We start from the raw sequence: 15990 nt of genomic DNA on the forward strand, positions 1-15990 counted from the left end.
CAAGCGCGGAACTCCTCGCGACCAGGATGCGGGCCGCGTTCGAGGGCCCGATCGAAGTCGATGGTCATGTAAGCTGGGCGTCTGCGTCGGTGCCGCGTTGTTTCACAGGGATGCGGGCAACGTGGTCTCTCTGCTCGCGAACGCCGATGCCGCGCTCTATCGGGCCAAGCACGAGGGCAGGGGCGATCCGCTTGTTCACGAGCGCGATTGACCAGCAGCTTCAGGGCCGTCGCGCGCTCGAGCATGATCTGCGGTTCGCCGTCGAGCGCGCAGAGCTCTATCTGGCTTATCAGCCGCAGCAGCACCGCCAGGGCGGCACTACGGGATATGAGGCCCTCGTTCGGTGGCGGCGGCCGAAGCGTGGAATCGTCGCTCGCGGAGAATTCATGCCGGTCGCCGAACGGAGCGGTTCGATTGCCCAGATCGACGACTGGGTGATGATGGAGGCCTGCCGCGAGACGGCATCGTGCGACCGGCCCTTCAGGATCGCCGTCAACGTCTTGGCCCGCGCAATTCCGCAGGGAAAAACCTCGACGCACAGGTCCGCAAGGCGCTGCGCGAAAGCGGGCTGGCGCCGTCCCGCTTGGAACTGTAAATCACCGAAGGCGTCCTGATTGAGGACGTCTTGCGCGCCAAAAAGACGATGCGATCGCTCAAGGGCCTCGGTATCCTGATCGCGCTCGATGACTTCGGCACCGGGTATTCCTCCTTGTCCTACGCCGAGGCATTCCCCCTCGACACGATCAAGATCGACCGGTCGTTCGTCGCCTCGCTCGGACAGAGCGAGCGATCATTGGCCATCGTTCGCGCGGCCATCGGGCTTGCCCACGGTCTTGGCGTACCGGTTCTTGCGGAAGGGATCGAAACCAAGCTCCAGATGTCGCTCCTTGTCGAGGAGGGCTGTGACGAGATGCAGGGTTACTTGATCGGACGTCCGCAGCGCCTTGCGGCGGAGGTCGGTCCGAGCCGAGGTCCCACCTCTAATACAGTCGGCCTTACAGGGGAGATTGCGGCGGGCTCGACAAAGCTGTCCTCAGCATTCGGCATCCGATTGAAGAAGCCAGACTGAGGTCCAGTTCTCAGCGACTTTCAGGTCGTCGACCCCGCACGCAAAGCGGATATATTCTTCAACAGGCCACACGGACCCGGCTCCTAAACTTGCTGTCGCAGTATTCATGACACGTCCCAGCGTAAACCTGCGCAGCGTAAAGTATCCGAGTATCCAAGGCTTAAGGTTGTGCTCACATGAACGGCGGGTGCAATGTGCGTTAAGGAGGATCGGTCGGGGGACAGCACATGCTCGGCGGAGACCTTGGCCGCGGGCTCATTGGATTGTTCTGGCGGCGAGCGTTTACGCGGCTACGGGCATTCCTCGTACATCCGAACGAGTCCGATCAGGTTCTTGATCCGATTCAGTAAGTCTGGATGCCATGTTCTCTCCGCCATAGACCCAGATGGCACCATCTTCGATCTCCATTTCATTGGCGACGTCTCTTAGCAGCCAGTCTTCATCTTCACCAAGATCCTCGGCAACACGCTTCAGGGTGGTAACGTGATCAGGCCTTGTTGACCTGCATGGTCATGCAGCTCGATCGGCGACCGCTGATGACTGCAATTCCAGTGGAGCAGTCCGTCCAGCCGATGAACTGGATGAGCGCAGAGGGGCCGCACGAGCGAAGGCTTACTTCATGTGAAGACGAAGACAAGCAAGCTCGAGCAGAGTAGCGCAATTCCGGCTGCGGTCAGCCCTAGGAAACTGCTGGAGACAAGATCATGACTGCCCATGAACGACCTCTGCGGCGAGGAATAGAGATCGGCAATCGCCGCTTCGCTCCCCTCTCCAGCCAATCTTGAGATTATTATTCAAATGGCGCGCACAATTCCTGCTGGTCTCGCGATGGGCCGCAGTTTTCCAGCAAGTCAAGCGACAGTTCGCCGCATTGCGGCGGGCATCCTCGTTACGCGCTTTGATGCAAGCCATCCGAATATATATGTCCGGGCCGATTGCACGATTTGAAAGAGGGCGGCCGTAATCTGTTCCAGACCCCGCATCCTGTTTCCAGTGGAAACCCTTCGACCTGCGTTAAGCTTCCTGAACGGCAAAACTAGAAAACGATGCGTTTTTGGTCTAGGATCTTTGCTACCGGGGCTGGACTGCATTCATTCACGATACGCATTTTAGAATAAACTCGGAAGGCCACTGGCGATATTCTCGGCGGCCCTTTTTAGGATAGGCGAATGAAGATTGGGCCGACCCTATACACGATCGGCATCGGTGGTCGCAGCTCTGCTTGTGATGCACGGGGGCGCTAATGCATGATTGGAAGAAGGAACTTGACGCGCTCGTCGCTGAAACGATGGCATTCACCAAGTCGCTGGAGGTGGAGATCGAGCGGCCCCGCTCTGTGCCGAAAAAAGTCGTCGAGCCGGGTTGCCTCAGCTTGCCCGACTATGGCGGCAGCGAACGCGATGAGATCAGAAAACGGGTCGAGAGCTTCAAAGCGCAGCAAGAGCGCTTCATGCGCGAGCGTGAAGAGTATGCCAATTCCCTGCTGCGTCGGATCGGGCCGATCACGAAATCCTAGGCGAGGTGAGCTCGCTGAATCTTCCTTGCGCGCTCGGCGGCACCACTTGAGGCCATGGATCTTCCGCCCTTTCACCTAGAACACGTGGGCTCTCCGAAGAGCGGAACATTCAGGGGGACTCATATTGAATGCAGCTGCGCCGAACTGTTTTTGGCGGCGAAAAGGGGCAAGACATGTGTTTCGCATCTATTCTGGTGACGGACTGTCTCATCGAAATCCACAACGTGCTATGGATGATGCTCGCAGTTAGGCAGATGGCACTACCGTGCTTTTGGCGACTCAACAAGGTACCTATCATTCCCAATCATCCTAGCGTCCAATGGGGATGAAATGGTTGCTGCCACCCGTGAATCGCCGGCCTCTGGTTACGCGCTTGAGGTGGACGGGCGACTCAAGCGCGAATTTGCAACCAGAGACGGCGCCAGGGCCGGTGGAGAAGAACTCAAGACGCTCTTTCCCATGCTTCGGTGCTTTGGCTAATCGCCATCTACGTCACGGGTTGGCGGCCGAGGCCGAGCACTCATGGCGCGCTTCACGAGCCCGGAGCGTGAGCGGACCAGGTAGGACGCGTTCTCGAAGGTCTTGGCCTGGATCCGAGCCGCAAGAAGTTCGCCAGCAGCAAATGGCCGTGTTGGGTCAGGATTGATTCGGGATGAAACTGCACGCCGTAGGTTGGGTGCTCGCGATGGGCGAGAGCCATGATCTCGCCCTCTTCGGAGCGCGCCGTCACCGTGAGATCGGGAGCACACGAACCCTCAAGCTCGACAATGAGGGAATGGTAGCGGCCGACGCGAAGTGGAGAGGGGAGTCCATCGAACAATCCTCGACCGTCGTGCGCGATGGATGAGGAGCGGCCGTGCATTGGATGGCGGGCACGTCTCACACTTCCGCCGAAAGCACTCCCGATACACTGATGTCCGAGGCAAATCCCAAGAATTGGGACGAAACCTGAAAGCTCCCGGACGAGGGCAGTCGATATTCCGGCCTCCGTTGGTGTGCATGGGCCCGGCGATATGACAACGGCGCGCGGTCTGAGTTGAACAAGATCGCTGACGCCGATGGCGTCGTTTCGGATCACCTCGGTTGCTTCGCCAAGCTTGTGGAAGTAGCGGGCAATATTGAACACGAATGAGTCGTAGTTATCGGTGATGAGGATCACGATGCACCATGACCGTCGTCGTCAAATGCATCGAAGATGCGTTGCGCCTTGGTGATCGCCTCGTCGTATTCGGCCCCGGGGTCTGACATCGCCGTTATGCCGCTCCCTGCGTGAAACGCCGCCAGATCGTCGCTGACAGTGACGGTGCGGATTGCAATGTTCGTGTCCATGTAGCCGCTGAAGCCAATAAAGCCAATCGAGCCGCAATAGACTTCTCGCGCCACCCCCTCAATTTCGTTGATGATCTCCATCGATCGGATCTTTGGCGCCCCGGTAATGGATCCCCCAGGAAAGCAGGCCTTAAGGAGCGTCACAGCGTCTTCCTGCGGTGTAAGCTCGCCAGTAATGACTGAGGTGAGATGGTGTACCGAGGCGTAAGACTCGAGACCACATAGCACCGGGACCTCAACCGAATGCGCGGTGCAAACGCGTGACAGATCGTTACGCAAAAGGTCGACGATCATGATGTTCTCGGCGCGGTCCTTTTCGGACGCACAGAGGAACTCGGCCCGGCGCTGGTCTTCCTTGGCGTCAACGGGGGGAGGGGAGCCTGCAGCGGCGTTCGGGCGGCAAGCAGCGCTGCAACCTCATCGGCTCTGGAGCGCGCTCGCTCGGCGCGAGCTGCAGGATCTTGCTCAGGCCAGCCCGTACGCAGGCGATCTTGCATTTTTATGACGTGGTCGTCAGCTTCGACCATCCGTTTCAGAGATGTTTAATCGTGTCTGGCAGATCGGGCGAATCTTGCCTTTCTAGACAGCGCCGCGGGGCACGAGGGGCTTGGGCGCTGCTCCTATCTGAGCTGCGACCCATTCAGCACGTATAGGCAAGCGCTGCCCAGAAATCGCGGGCGCTGCCAATCGCTCCAGGGTCCTGTTCATATCATAGCCAAAGAACCCGGCCGCGCCGCCTTGGAAGGGCGGCAGTTCAGGACGATGCTCCTGCGGATATCTGGCCAGCAGGTCGCGCAGAACGTTCCACGGATCGCCCTTGACAACATCGCCATTCCAGCTCGCCTGTGCATCCGCAATCATGAACGCGCGATCGTGCCTTTGATGGGCCGAGTTTCGACATTCCGTCCGTCAAGCTTAGCATAACCTCATGAATCACCGCGCGACACGAGCGGCCCGGCCGCCGCCATCGGGCCGACATAGGCATCAGTTGATTCGTCATAGTCGGCCGCAAACCGCGTCTCTCTCCAGCCGTCGCATCGCTTGGATAGGCTCGATCCACTGCAACTCGCGAATATGCATCGCTTGTCAGTCAAATCAGACGCCGGCGCACAGTGTAGCTTGATCGTGATACCCATGCAGACGCAATGACCGCGTGTCGGGGTTCATCAAGCTCCTCACACTGATCTCCACAGCGGCCGTACGCGCCTGATCGATTCCCTGTATAGATGATGGGCTTTATACGCTGCGAGTTCCGTCTCGTTATCAAACTCTTCCATAGACGACGACATCGATATCGTTGCCGAGTTGGTCGCTCTTGCGATTGCGAGCAATCTCGAGCCGGCGTGCATGGGGGATTAGAGTGAGAACAGAGAGACCCGCGATGATCTGGTCTATAGAGGCGTCGTCTTTTGGCGCTGAACAGGACGATGTGACGAATCATGGAGACCTGGGTTGATGTCGCAAGAAGTTCAGATAACGATCTTAGATGGCTGCTATGGCCGTCGCATTACTCACTGCTCAACAGTTCGTTCCTGTGCGTCTGCTATGGGCGTGCCAGATCGCCGTCCGCGTGCAGACACGGAAAGGGAAAGCCGTTCGATCGTCTGAATATGGCGGACGAGCAGATCGCAGGCCCGATCGACGTTGTACGTGTAGCGCTTGTAAAATCGGGCGGTGATCCTGATTTGATCGTGGTCGCCATCCGGCACTGCAGGCCCTCGCGAACATCAATCGCGAATTCAAGACTCGCAAGCGGTCGCGGCACTCCGCAAGGAGCGATCAGCGCGTGGTGAAACGCACGGTTGGCCTTCTCGAGCTCCTCGATGGTCCGAGCGTTGTCTCCATTCATCAGAGCCAGCTCGATCACTCCAAAGCCGCAAGATGTGAGCCTTGAGGCTGAATTGCGCAGGGCGACCATCTCGAGCGCTGCTCGCATCTCGGCGATCTCCTTCACGGACTGAGTATCCAGTGAAGCCACTCGCATGCCCCGGCGCGGGACGGCGACAACCAGAAGTTTGGCTTCGAGCTGTCGAAATGCCTCGCGTACCGGAACGTGGCTTGAACTGAACTCTCGCGCGATATGATCCTGTCGCAGCGGTGCGTCCGGGCGCAGTGCCCCGTTGATGATCCGCTTTCCGAGCGCGTTGGCGATGCGCTCAGCGATTGTCGTGTTCTCACCGTTCACCGAGATTATCTATCATGTGGCAGCGCGGCACCGGAAGGGCGAGAAATGCTTCGTCGCGCAGGATTAATGCAATGCCGCCCGGCTTTTGCGGTCTTTTCGCATCGCACTAGACTTTAGGGTGGCGCGAGCGTTAGCTCACGGCGTGCCGAACCAAGACATTGGGCGGCACATTCGCCAAAGGCAGTTCCTCGAAGACTCTACCGGCATCCATCGGATCCGAAATTATCGATAACTACTCCGAATATCTATGGTCTGGGGCCGGTGCAGAAGGAAGACTCATGAAAGTTGGCGTACAAATGGGAAAGGCGGGCGGCTAACACCTAATGGCATCGTTTCGATGCGTCTGTCTAACCCCGGAGAGGTAAGTTCTTTTTTCCCTCCCCATTGACAGCTTCCTCTCGCCTTCCCAAGGAGGCACCGAATCCCAGTAGGCGGGGAGAATCGGCATCTAAGATGAGCCATATTCTAGAGCCGCCTGTTCAACGCGTCACGATTCCAGTCCTGCAGCGATGGAAGCAGGAGGGGCGTCGTATCTCTATGACCGCCGCTTACGACGCGGTTACAGCACGCGTCGTCGATCCGATCGTGGATGTCGTCCTTGTCAGGGATCGCGTCGGCAGCGTCTATCTTGGATTCGATGATACATTCCGGTCAGCATGGCGATGATGAACCATTATCTCGAAGCCGTTGCACGCGCGAAGCCTCGTGCCTTGCTTGTGACCGATATGCCCTTTCTTAGCTTCCATCTCAGCCCAGAGGAGACGATACGCAACTCCGGCGGCTTTTTGCAGCGGCGCCGACGCCGTGAAACTCGAGGGCGGAGTCAAGCGCGTCGAAATGGTGCGCGCCTTGGTCGATTGAGAGATTTCCGTGATGGGCCACCTCAGCCCCACCCCTCAGAGCGTCAATGTCATGGGTGGGTTCAAGGTGCAGGGCCGGAAGGCCGATGACGCGTTGCGTTTGCTCGATGACGCCACCGTCTACAGGAGGCCGCTTTGCTTTCGTCCTGGAGGGTATTCCGGCTGAGCCCGCAGCGCGAGCGACCGAATCCATGAGGACACCGACGATCGGAATCGGCGCCGGACCCAATTGCTCGGGCCAGGTGCTGGTACTTCACGATGTGCTGGGATTGACCGAAGGTCATCGTCCCAAATTTCGTTCGGGCCTATGTAGTGGCTTTCAGCTGTTGCAAGAGGCGTTGTCGCGCTGGGCTGTGGATGTTCGTAACGGTACATTCCCGGCACAACAAGAGTCCTATCGGCTTCCTGAAGGCTTTCGCGATAGATTCGCGAACTCGACCCCCTCTAATCCAACGTGATCGAAGGCACAACATGCAAACAATAACGACGGTAGCTGAGCTGCGTCACGTTGTCGCGAGAGCTCGCAGGGCTGACAAGCGCATCGGGTTCGTTCCGACGATGGGTTACCTACACGAGGGCCACCTGACACTGGTCGAGGCGAGCAGGGCTCAAACCGACGTCACGGTAGTGAGCATCTTCGTCAACCCCGCTCAGTTCGCGCCAAATGAGGATCTCAGCACGTATCCGCGCGACTTCTTGCGCGATCAAGAACTGTGTCGCGATGCGGGCGTTGCGATCGTCTTTGCGCGGATGTACAGGAGATTTATCCGACTCAATTTGAGACTTTCGTCGAACCGGGCGAGCTCGCAAAACCAATGTGCGGAGCTTTCAGGCCTGATCATTTTCGTGGGGTGGTGACTGTCGTCGGCAAGCTGTTCAACATAGTGCAGCCGGATGTCGCCTTTTTTGGGCAAAAGGATTTTCAGCAATGCGCGGTGGTGCGCCGCATGGCAATTGACCTCAATCTTCCAATTGAGATCGTCACCGTACAAACCGTGCGGGAACCGGACGGACTCGCGATGAGCAGTCGCAACCGCCATCTAAGCGAGGAAGAACGCCGGCGCGCTCTTGCCATCAGCCGTGGGCTGTTCGCCGCTGCGGATAAGTTTCGCTCAGGAGAGCGCGACGTGGAACAGCTGATTGCGATCGCAAAGGCGCATTTGAATACAGTCGATCGACTGCAGTACCTCGAGCTTGTCGACGCTGATACGCTCAAGCGCGCCGAGAGTTCTCTGCGGCGTACAGCTGCACTATGCGCCGCAGCCTACGTCGGTTCGACACGGTTGATCGACAACGTGATACTGCCGTTGTCGACCCCTCAGTACGGTTCGCAACCAAACGACGGAATGAGCTCAGAAATGAAATACTGAAGTTTTCAGTGAATGGGTGTTTTCGTGGACGAACAGTTTTTGAGGGAGCCGGGCTCGGATTATTCCAGGCAGTCCTCTTCGTCAGAATGAGACTCCTGGATTTTGAGCGACGATCTGGAACTCGCTTCTTATGACAGCCGACGGCATATTTTCTTTCCGAGAAGCGCGCTTCGAGGACGCGGAGGCGACTTACTGCATCACGAAGGCGTCAATCGCCGGCCTTGCAGGGGCGTCCTATCGGAAATCGAGAATTGGATGGGTAAGCCCAAGCCGGCCTTTTACGATGAACTGATCGCCAAGGGACGATTGACCGCGTGTCTGTGCGACGGTGTTGTGGTTGGATTTGTCGACGCCCAGCCTAGTGAACTAACTCGGCTATTCACCTTGCCTGACGTCGCTGGTCTCGGACTCGGGCGCCGCCGGTTGGCGATTGCAATCGAGCAGGCAGGTTGGGCCAAGGTGGGCCAATAAGTCTCGAGGCGACGATTAATGCAATGCTGAAAGGTTTTATCGAAATCTCGGGTTCAGAAGCCTGGGCAGAGGCGACTTCTCCCACGGTCTCGGCGGCGAGCCGATTGAGATCGGACAGATGGAATTGTGAATTCCGGTGCTGGGGTCGGCGAGTTCGCCTCCCAAAGGTACGTCGCGTATGCCAACGCTAATTATCGGAGACCTGGCGATCGCGGCCAAGGCGATTTGTCGGCCAGCACCAGCGCGCCATCGATGCGCTGACTCCATCGAAACAAGCCGCTCGAACGCAGAATGTAGGCGTCAGGAAAAGCTAGAGAGCGCTCTGTCGCGAGGTGGAATCGCAGAGTTCTCATCCGATCAAACGCACTTGAATCGCGAAACGCGAAATATGCATTATCTTCCTCATTAGGGATGGGGAGATCTCCAAATGTTGGATGCCGCTACCACCGTGCTTCTGCGCGCGATCCTCGACGAGGTCTGCGAGAGCCTTTCCCCGTACAATACCGGTGCCCGCACCTACGTCGCCTCGAAGATTCTGGAGGCCGCTATCAGAGGTGAGACGACGCCCGAGCGCCTCAAACAAATCGGCCGCGAAGCCCTTTCCCAAAGACCGAGCATGTGGAGGTAGTCCCTCAAATGAAATGTCGAGGTCACGGTCCTGAAGATCCTGGGTGAGCTATCCGGACGAATTCGCACCGATGACTGAGTTTGAGCGTGACATGGCCATTTTGACGACTTGTGTTGACCGGTCAAACGGCGCAACGCAGCGATTGCTGCTCTCTCTTCTGAGGTGCAATCGAGTGTATTTCATGCGCAAATCATGACCTTGTTTCCGGTAGCTTCCTGCCACTGACCGCGGCCAGCCTCGCGCTGCTCTGCTCGAGCCTGCTCGTCTTTGCCTTCGCTTAGCGGCTGCATCGGACGACGAGGAGCCGATCGAGATCGTGCATATGGAAGTGTGAAATCCGATGGTCTCGCTGCTGTGAACGATGCGTCGGCATCCAGAGGCGTCCTGCGGCATTGCAGCTTCGCGAAAAAGCCGCGGCGTCGGTACAAGCCGGGTATCCGAAATCCGTCGGAAAAGGCGTTAGAATAGGGAATTCAGGCGTCAGTGCCGCGACATTGCATTAATCAATATCGCCATATGACTACTGTGCAGGGGCGAACGTCACCGCCGATGTTTATGGGGACCGGCAAAGTACGATTGCGCGGCTAAACCTATCCAATACGACGAATCAGCAAATGATCTGGCTGCAGGACAACCTGATGCGCTCGGGAGCGAAGTAGTCCGATCCGAGCGCTGGTCGACCGCGACGGGTCAGCTAGTCCGGAATGGAAACGAGGCGTCTGAAACTGCCGGCAAGCTAATGTAACTCCAACCAGGGCGGCAGGACTATCTTGTTCAATGCCGCAACCAGAGACCTGTCCGGGCACAACCTTGATGGCAGATGCCTGCACGAATGGACCCTGCTGCTTGTGAGCGCCGCGACGGCGGTGCTTGCCGGCATCGCGGCTGCGGACGCGGCCGACTGCCCGCGTAAGGACGCGCTCGGGACTTCACGCGTGCTCGCCGTTGACGCCAAGACTTATCCGCGGGTCGGACTATAGAGTTTTCCTCAGACCCTGCGCTTGGCCGACCACGAAGTTGTGTTGACCTTCGACGACGGGCCCCGGCCGCCGTACACGGAAAAAGTGCTGACAGCGCTCGCGCAGGAGTGCGTCCGAGCCACATTCTTCCTGGTCGGCAAGTCGTCGGCCCAATTTTCCGAGCTCGTGCGGCGCGCGGCCGCGCAAGGCCACACCATCGCGCACCACACATGGTCGCATTCGATGGCGTCCGAAGATCAGCTTCGAGAAGGCGAAAGAGGACATCGACCGCGGGATCGCGGCCGACGAAATGGCGCTCCATGGCATATCGACAATTGCGCCCTCGACGCCGTTCTTCCGCTTCCCCAATTTCGACTCGACGCCTAAGACGCTCGATCTGCTTCAGGACCGGGGCATAGTCGTGTTTGGAGCGGACCTGTGGGCAGCGACTGGGAGGAAATGACACCAGACCAGGAGCTGAAGCTCATCACCAGCCGACTGAATGCTGGGAGGAAGGTATCATTCAATTTCACGACGCCAAGGCACATACCGCCGCGATAATGCCCGCCTTCCTACGGCACCTGCACGACAACGGCTATCACGTCGTTCACATCGTTCCGACAGCGCCGGAGCAGAGGAAGGCTGATACGCATTGATGGCGAAATGTCACGCCGCGCGTAGAATGGAGTAATCTTGAATCAACGAAGCCTTCGTTATGCTAGCCGGCGCAATGATGGAGGGCGAAGCGCGCCTGAGCCGTTTCGGGACCGCTCTGTCCTACGAACCGTAAAGTGACGTAGTAGGTTACTTCAGACGCCTGCCTCGTCCTAGCCGTTTGCGCGCTGGCAGGAGTGCTGGCGCGCATAGCCCGGCATCTTCGTCGTGCGGCACTACCTGATTCTGGAATAGCAGAAGCCCACCGCTTCATCGATGACCTAAGCTTTCTTCTGCTGAAATGCCGCGACCGTCTTTCGCTGTAACGCGTGTCCGCAAGCATTAGAACAGTCTTCCAACAAGCAGGTCCGTAAAGTGATCCAAGGAAACAATAGAGACAATCTCGCACGACATTGCGTGACGCTACTCTCATAAAGCATTGAACCGCAAAGCGATGGCTCGCCGTGAACCCGGCTCATCAGGGGGCTGTCTATTCGAAGAACACGAGAGAAGCTGGCCTCAATCGCGAGCTCAACGACCAAATTGAACCCCTTGTCGGACGCCCGCGATGTTCTACGTCGCACCGCAACAAATGGCGCGTCCGATGAGAAATTAAAGAAAACTGATTATCTAAACACAAGAAAAACAGCATGTCTTGGACTCGCGCGTTCGACAAGTTTCTGAGAGCATTGATCTCAGGCAATGCTGTTGGTCAGGGACGCTCATGATGCTCGCGCGCAGCCATCGCAATGGGGCCGCTGAACGTCATTGCTCGGAATTGGATCCGGAAAATCGCTGGTCGGCCTGCTGCTCGAGCTGCTTTACAAGGGGGAAAGTAGATCCATCCGTCTCGCAAGCGGTCAGCCGCCCTCCTGTAACGTCCGAGCATGAACACGATGTGGGGCGACACGCAGGTCCAAAGAAGAAGAGAGCGCTCCGTGCGACCATTACGGAGTTCGACAAGTTATCGTTCGATTTTCTGAGATGTTTTTAGCTAGGAGCGAGATGTTTTTAGCTAGGAACGACACGAAGACGCTATCACCTCAGTGTGAGCTAAGGCGTCATCTGACCTTCAACCGCGCGGCGTATCTGTTTTGAACCGGGGGCTGCGGCAGCCTCCTGACCCTAGGCCGCCGCTGGATCAGGTCGTATGTTGGTTAAACCTTAGAAGAGGATATGACATGGTGACCACGCGTGAAGTGTCTATCGATGACGCCACAACGGTGACTCACATGGTTGCTGCCTTACTTGCCGAACTTGAGGGCGGACAAAAGCAGGGCGGACTAGATGCCCAGCTTGCTGTCGACCTACTGGCCATGAAAGAGCGCGTCTATGGGTTTCTGGCTTTCACGGAGGAACGCCCGGTCGGCCTCATTATGTTGTCGGAAAGCGCCGCCCTTTTTGCGGGCGGAACCTACGGTATTATCACCGAACTCTACGTGGTGCCGGATCAGCGATCGTCTGGGGTCGCGATGCGTCTCATTGAGGCTGCGGTGGGCCTGGGTACGCTAAAGGACTGGGGCCAGCTTGAAGTGGGGGCGCCGAGGCAACCCATGTGGAGCCGTAGCCCCAACTCAGCATTGTACTTGAAGGCCGGTTTTGCGGAGATCGGCCCACGCCTCAAGTTGCCGTTACACGGCTTAGCTAGTCAACGTGCGAAAGGTAATGCTGCGGGGAGATCGCGGTTAGATCCTCGGCGGCAACGCGCGCTAGGCCGCTGTATCCCGGATTCGTCTTCAAGATTTGCGTGAGCGTCGATTTGCCGGCGCCCGGTTTACCCGCGACGAAGTTTGTAATGCCGGCTTGTCGCGGTGAGCGATCGGCAATTGTCGGAGGAGATCCTGGCGGACGCGGTCGAGGCGGCGCTGAGGCTTGCGAATGGCCGTGATGCGTTGGAACCTCCGTTGGCGATGTGTGGCAATTTCCTGGTGGCTGCAATGAATCTCCGGCCGGAGCAACACTACGAAACTTGATTTGCCCGCACCGGCCGGGTTAGCGTTTCGCGCGGCCTTAGAACTTCCGCAAGTTCGCTTAGTTCGCACTGGATCGCCGCCTGGGTCTCTCAGGCGGCGGTCCGGATCAAAGCCCGTCAGGGGCTCCCTCCATCTCGTCATTTCGTCGCAGGGCGCGGCGCCATTATCGGCATTGCCGCCTTGGCCATGATGAAACATGATGGGCCTTGGCCCGAGACGACTTGTCTTCGGGAAGGTGGAGATGACACCGAACGCGCAAAGCGCAGATTCGGCCGGTTGAAGGAGCTCTTGACCGCCGACAGCACGCCCTCCGCAATCAGCGGGATGTCCATCGGGCGCTCGCGGAGCGCCGGCATGTGCACCGGGAATGCGGCGAGGCGGTAGTACAGGTCGCGCCGGAAGCGACCGGCCTCGACCTCGGCCTCCAGGTCGCGGTTGGTCGCCGCCACCACGCGAACGTCGACCTTGCGCACGCGCTGCGCGCCGAGCGGCCGGATCTCGCCCTCCTGCAGTACACGCACCAGCTTGACCTGGAACGCCGGGGAGGTCTCGCCGATCTCGTCGAGGAAGATCGTGCCGCCATCGGCGACCTCGAACAGGCCGATCCTGGTAGGCGCCGGTGAAGGCGCCCTTCTTGTAACCGAACAGCTCGCTTTCCGAGAGCTCGTCCGGCAGCGCGCCGCAGTTCTCGACCACGAACGCCTTGTTGGCCCGCGCCGAGCCGTAATGGATCGCGCGGGCCAGAAGCTCCTTGCCGGTGCCGGATTCTCCGGTGATCAGAACCGAGATATCGTAGTCGGCGGCGCGCCTGCCGAGCTCTCGATCACGGCGTGCATCGGGCTTTCCGTCGAATGCACGATGCGGTCGAAATCGTAGAGCTGCTTGGCCACTCCGCGCTTGACCGAGACGACCTTCTTGATGTCCCCCGAGGTCGCCTTGACGTCGACGCCGGCGGTCTCGGTCTCCTTCTGCAGCCGATAGAGCTGAACCGCTTCCTTGACGGTTTCGACCAGTTGGTCCGGCTGCCAGGGCTTGGTGATGTATTGATAGATGCCGGCCTCGTTCAGTCCTGCGATGATGTCCTCGGACTCACGCCGGATTCGTGCGGCATCCGCTGGTCGCAGAGGATCGCGTGGGCGATCTCGCCCTCCAGCAGCTTCTCCACATCGGTCGCATTGCCGACGCAGAGCACCTCGAAATCCTCCCTGAGCACGCGCCGCAGCGCTTCCTGCGAGCGGACCTCGTCGTCGACGACAAGAATGGTTCCCTGAATGCTCACGATGGCACCGCCATGCCGACAGGCCGATCTGGCGCACGCCGGGACCGGTGACCAGCGATGGTCAGCGGCGTGCGCGACTTCGGCACCTTGTGGATGAAATTGTAGCGCGCGACGTGGTAGCTCGGATCGAAGCCGTAGAAATTCAGCTTCATCCGCCGCAGCTCCTCATCGCGGTAGGATTGCAGGGGCTTCTCGGCCTCATCGGCGGCGCGCCGCTGCCGCTTGGCGGCGAGGCGCATGGCAAAGCCGGCATCCGACGCCATGGTGGCGCCGCGCTGTACGAGGCTTATATCGGCAAGCTCCTCGCCCGATAGCACGCGATCGACGATGCCGAGGCGCCGCGCCTCCGCCACGCCCATCGGGAGCCGGCATTGCGTGATCCGGGTTGCGTTCGCGGCGCCCGCATGGCGCGGCAGCAGATAGGTCCAGTATTCCGAGCCGTAAAGATTGCCCATGTCCTTGTAATGCGGATTGAGGACGATCTGGTCGCTTGCCCAGACCTCGTCGGCGCCAAGACTCAGGAAGACGCCGCCCGCACCCGCATTGCCGCGAATGACCGAGACGACCAGGCGGTCGGTGGTCTCGATGATCGCGCGGGCAAGATCGTCGATCGCATTGATGTTGCGCCAGGACTCATCCGCGGGGCTGTCGGCCGCCTCGATTTCTGCAAGATGAATGCCGTTCGACCAATAATCCCGGCCGCCGGTCAGGAGCAGCACCCTGGTCGGGCGCGCCAGCACCGCGCGATAGGCCTCGAGCAGGGCCTCACAGTCGCCGGTCGGCATGGCGCCGTTGTAGAAGGAGAACGCGAGCTCGCCGACCTCGCCATGCTCGCGATACCGGATCGGGGCGTAGCCGCAGCCGGGCCGGTGCGGCAGATGCGCCGCCTCGGCGGCGAAGAGTTTCGCCGCCGGCAGCTTCAGGCTCTTCGGCGCGAGCTTCCTGACATGCCCGATCCAGACCGCACCATCGACCGTGGCGCGCGCCAGCGCGCCGTCGCATTGCGCGACGACGGTGCCGGGCACGCCGGAGATGCCGTGCGCCTCATGCGCATCGAACAGCCTGACCTCCTGGAAGGACAGGCTGTCGACCAGGCCCGGCATGCCGTCGGCGCTGTCGATCTTGCGCAGCACGGTCGCGGTGGTGTCGTGCTGCCAGTTGATCGCCCGGCCCGCCTGGAGGCAAGGTCCGCGCACGCGAATGCGCGGGTCGTCCGTGTCCATCGGCTGCGGGGCAGGCCGTCCGGATTCGATCGCCGCGACGGCTTCGAGCACCGCCGCAACCGCGCAGGACGTCACCTCATTGCGGTAGATGCTGGACTTAGGCGCGCGCCGCATCGGGAAGCTGCGGAACGCCCAGACCGGACCGGCGTCGAACTCGCCATCCGCCTGCAAGACCGTGACGCCCCACTCGCTTGCACCGTCCAAAATCGCCCAGTCGAGCGCCGCCGGACCGCGATCGCCGGGCGGACCGGGATGGACGACCAGGCACCGAAGGCTGCGCCAGACGTCGTTGGGAATCGTCTGCTTCAGGAACGGCGCGATCACAAGGTCCGGCCGATGCAGCGCCACGCTCTCGCGCGTGACCTCGGCATGGATGTCGAGCTCGACCGCGACATCGTGGCCTCGATCCCTGAGCTCGACATGCAGCCGCTGCGTCAGGCTGTTGAAGGAATGCGACAGGAGCAGGATGCGCAT

At 59.5% G+C, this 15990-nt stretch carries 9 protein-coding genes and 7 pseudogenes; 9 read left to right on the forward strand and 7 right to left on the reverse strand.

The window, feature by feature from the left end:
- Window positions 1-26 precede the first annotated feature (26 nt).
- From AB7245_RS07840 to AB7245_RS07850, 3 genes are all read left to right on the forward strand, one after another.
- Entirely contained in the window at window positions 27-614 is a 588-nt protein-coding gene (locus AB7245_RS07840; RefSeq protein WP_439034131.1) for an EAL domain-containing protein, read from the forward strand.
- A gap of 11 nt (window positions 615-625) precedes the next feature.
- A complete protein-coding gene (locus AB7245_RS07845) occupies window positions 626-1069 on the forward strand; it encodes an EAL domain-containing protein (RefSeq protein WP_439034132.1) in 444 nt (147 codons plus the stop codon).
- A 1243-nt stretch (window positions 1070-2312) separates the two neighbouring features.
- Window positions 2313-2585, forward strand: coding sequence for a hypothetical protein (locus AB7245_RS07850; protein ID WP_231144133.1), 273 nt, complete (start codon window positions 2313-2315; stop codon window positions 2583-2585).
- A 532-nt stretch (window positions 2586-3117) separates the two neighbouring features.
- Here AB7245_RS07850 and AB7245_RS07855 read toward each other — a convergent pair.
- The 5 genes and pseudogenes from AB7245_RS07855 to AB7245_RS07875 all read right to left on the reverse strand — a co-directional run bounded on the left by AB7245_RS07855 (window position 3118) and on the right by AB7245_RS07875 (window position 6099).
- Window positions 3118-3744, reverse strand: a complete 627-nt coding sequence (locus AB7245_RS07855; RefSeq protein WP_439034133.1) for an anthranilate synthase component II — start codon at window positions 3742-3744, stop codon at window positions 3118-3120.
- A pseudogene (locus AB7245_RS07860) lies at window positions 3741-4277 on the reverse strand (chorismate-binding protein); the annotation flags it as partial. The pseudogene AB7245_RS07860 and the gene AB7245_RS07855, both read right to left, overlap by 4 nt.
- Before the next feature lie 216 nt (window positions 4278-4493).
- Entirely contained in the window at window positions 4494-4775 is a 282-nt protein-coding gene (locus AB7245_RS07865) for a hypothetical protein (RefSeq protein WP_439034134.1), read from the reverse strand.
- Between the two features lie 314 nt (window positions 4776-5089).
- Window positions 5090-5355, reverse strand: a pseudogene (locus tag AB7245_RS07870) (Dabb family protein).
- A gap of 70 nt (window positions 5356-5425) precedes the next feature.
- A pseudogene (locus tag AB7245_RS07875) lies at window positions 5426-6099 on the reverse strand (GntR family transcriptional regulator).
- A 453-nt stretch (window positions 6100-6552) separates the two neighbouring features.
- Between AB7245_RS07875 and panB the strand changes: the two are divergent.
- The 6 genes and pseudogenes from panB (at window position 6553) to AB7245_RS07905 (ending at window position 12792) form a co-directional block, all read left to right on the forward strand.
- A pseudogene (panB, locus tag AB7245_RS07880) lies at window positions 6553-7417 on the forward strand (3-methyl-2-oxobutanoate hydroxymethyltransferase).
- Between the two features lie 13 nt (window positions 7418-7430).
- Window positions 7431-8329 (forward strand): annotated as a pseudogene (gene panC, locus AB7245_RS07885) (pantoate--beta-alanine ligase).
- 255 nt (window positions 8330-8584) lie between these two features.
- Window positions 8585-8800, forward strand: a complete 216-nt coding sequence (locus AB7245_RS07890) for a hypothetical protein (RefSeq protein WP_439034135.1) — start codon at window positions 8585-8587, stop codon at window positions 8798-8800.
- A 427-nt stretch (window positions 8801-9227) separates the two neighbouring features.
- Entirely contained in the window at window positions 9228-9428 is a 201-nt protein-coding gene (locus AB7245_RS07895; protein ID WP_439034136.1) for a hypothetical protein, read from the forward strand.
- 842 nt (window positions 9429-10270) lie between these two features.
- Window positions 10271-11043, forward strand: a pseudogene (locus AB7245_RS07900) (polysaccharide deacetylase family protein).
- Between the two features lie 1179 nt (window positions 11044-12222).
- Complete coding sequence (locus AB7245_RS07905) at window positions 12223-12792, forward strand: GNAT family N-acetyltransferase (protein ID WP_439034137.1); 570 nt, start codon at window positions 12223-12225, stop codon at window positions 12790-12792.
- A gap of 476 nt (window positions 12793-13268) precedes the next feature.
- On the opposite strand, the pseudogene AB7245_RS07910 reads toward AB7245_RS07905, so the two are convergent.
- Both AB7245_RS07910 and AB7245_RS07915 read right to left on the reverse strand, forming a co-directional pair.
- A pseudogene (locus AB7245_RS07910) lies at window positions 13269-14293 on the reverse strand (sigma-54-dependent transcriptional regulator); the annotation flags it as partial.
- On the reverse strand, window positions 14290-15990 hold the full coding sequence (locus tag AB7245_RS07915; RefSeq protein ID WP_439034138.1) for a hydrogenase maturation protein: 1701 nt from the start codon (window positions 15988-15990) through the stop codon (window positions 14290-14292). The pseudogene AB7245_RS07910 and the gene AB7245_RS07915, both read right to left, overlap by 4 nt.

The organism is Bradyrhizobium sp. 604_D8_N2_3, from assembly GCF_051810765.1.
GTDB classification, from domain to species: Bacteria; Pseudomonadota; Alphaproteobacteria; order Rhizobiales; family Xanthobacteraceae; genus Bradyrhizobium; species Bradyrhizobium barranii.

What these genes read in the sequence shown, in the direction of transcription:
- AB7245_RS07895 (WP_439034136.1), top strand. Translation starts at nt 9,228, where the DNA reads ATGTTGGATGCCGCTACCACCGTGCTTCTGCGCGCGATCCTCGACGAG.
- AB7245_RS07865 (WP_439034134.1), bottom strand. Translation starts at nt 4,775, where the DNA reads ATGATTGCGGATGCACAGGCGAGCTGGAATGGCGATGTTGTCAAGGGC.
- AB7245_RS07890 (WP_439034135.1), top strand. Translation starts at nt 8,585, where the DNA reads ATGGGTAAGCCCAAGCCGGCCTTTTACGATGAACTGATCGCCAAGGGA.
- AB7245_RS07850 (WP_231144133.1), top strand. Translation starts at nt 2,313, where the DNA reads ATGCATGATTGGAAGAAGGAACTTGACGCGCTCGTCGCTGAAACGATG.
- AB7245_RS07840 (WP_439034131.1), top strand. Translation starts at nt 27, where the DNA reads ATGCGGGCCGCGTTCGAGGGCCCGATCGAAGTCGATGGTCATGTAAGC.
- AB7245_RS07905 (WP_439034137.1), top strand. Translation starts at nt 12,223, where the DNA reads ATGGTGACCACGCGTGAAGTGTCTATCGATGACGCCACAACGGTGACT.
- AB7245_RS07915 (WP_439034138.1), bottom strand. Translation starts at nt 15,990, where the DNA reads ATGCGCATCCTGCTCCTGTCGCATTCCTTCAACAGCCTGACGCAGCGG.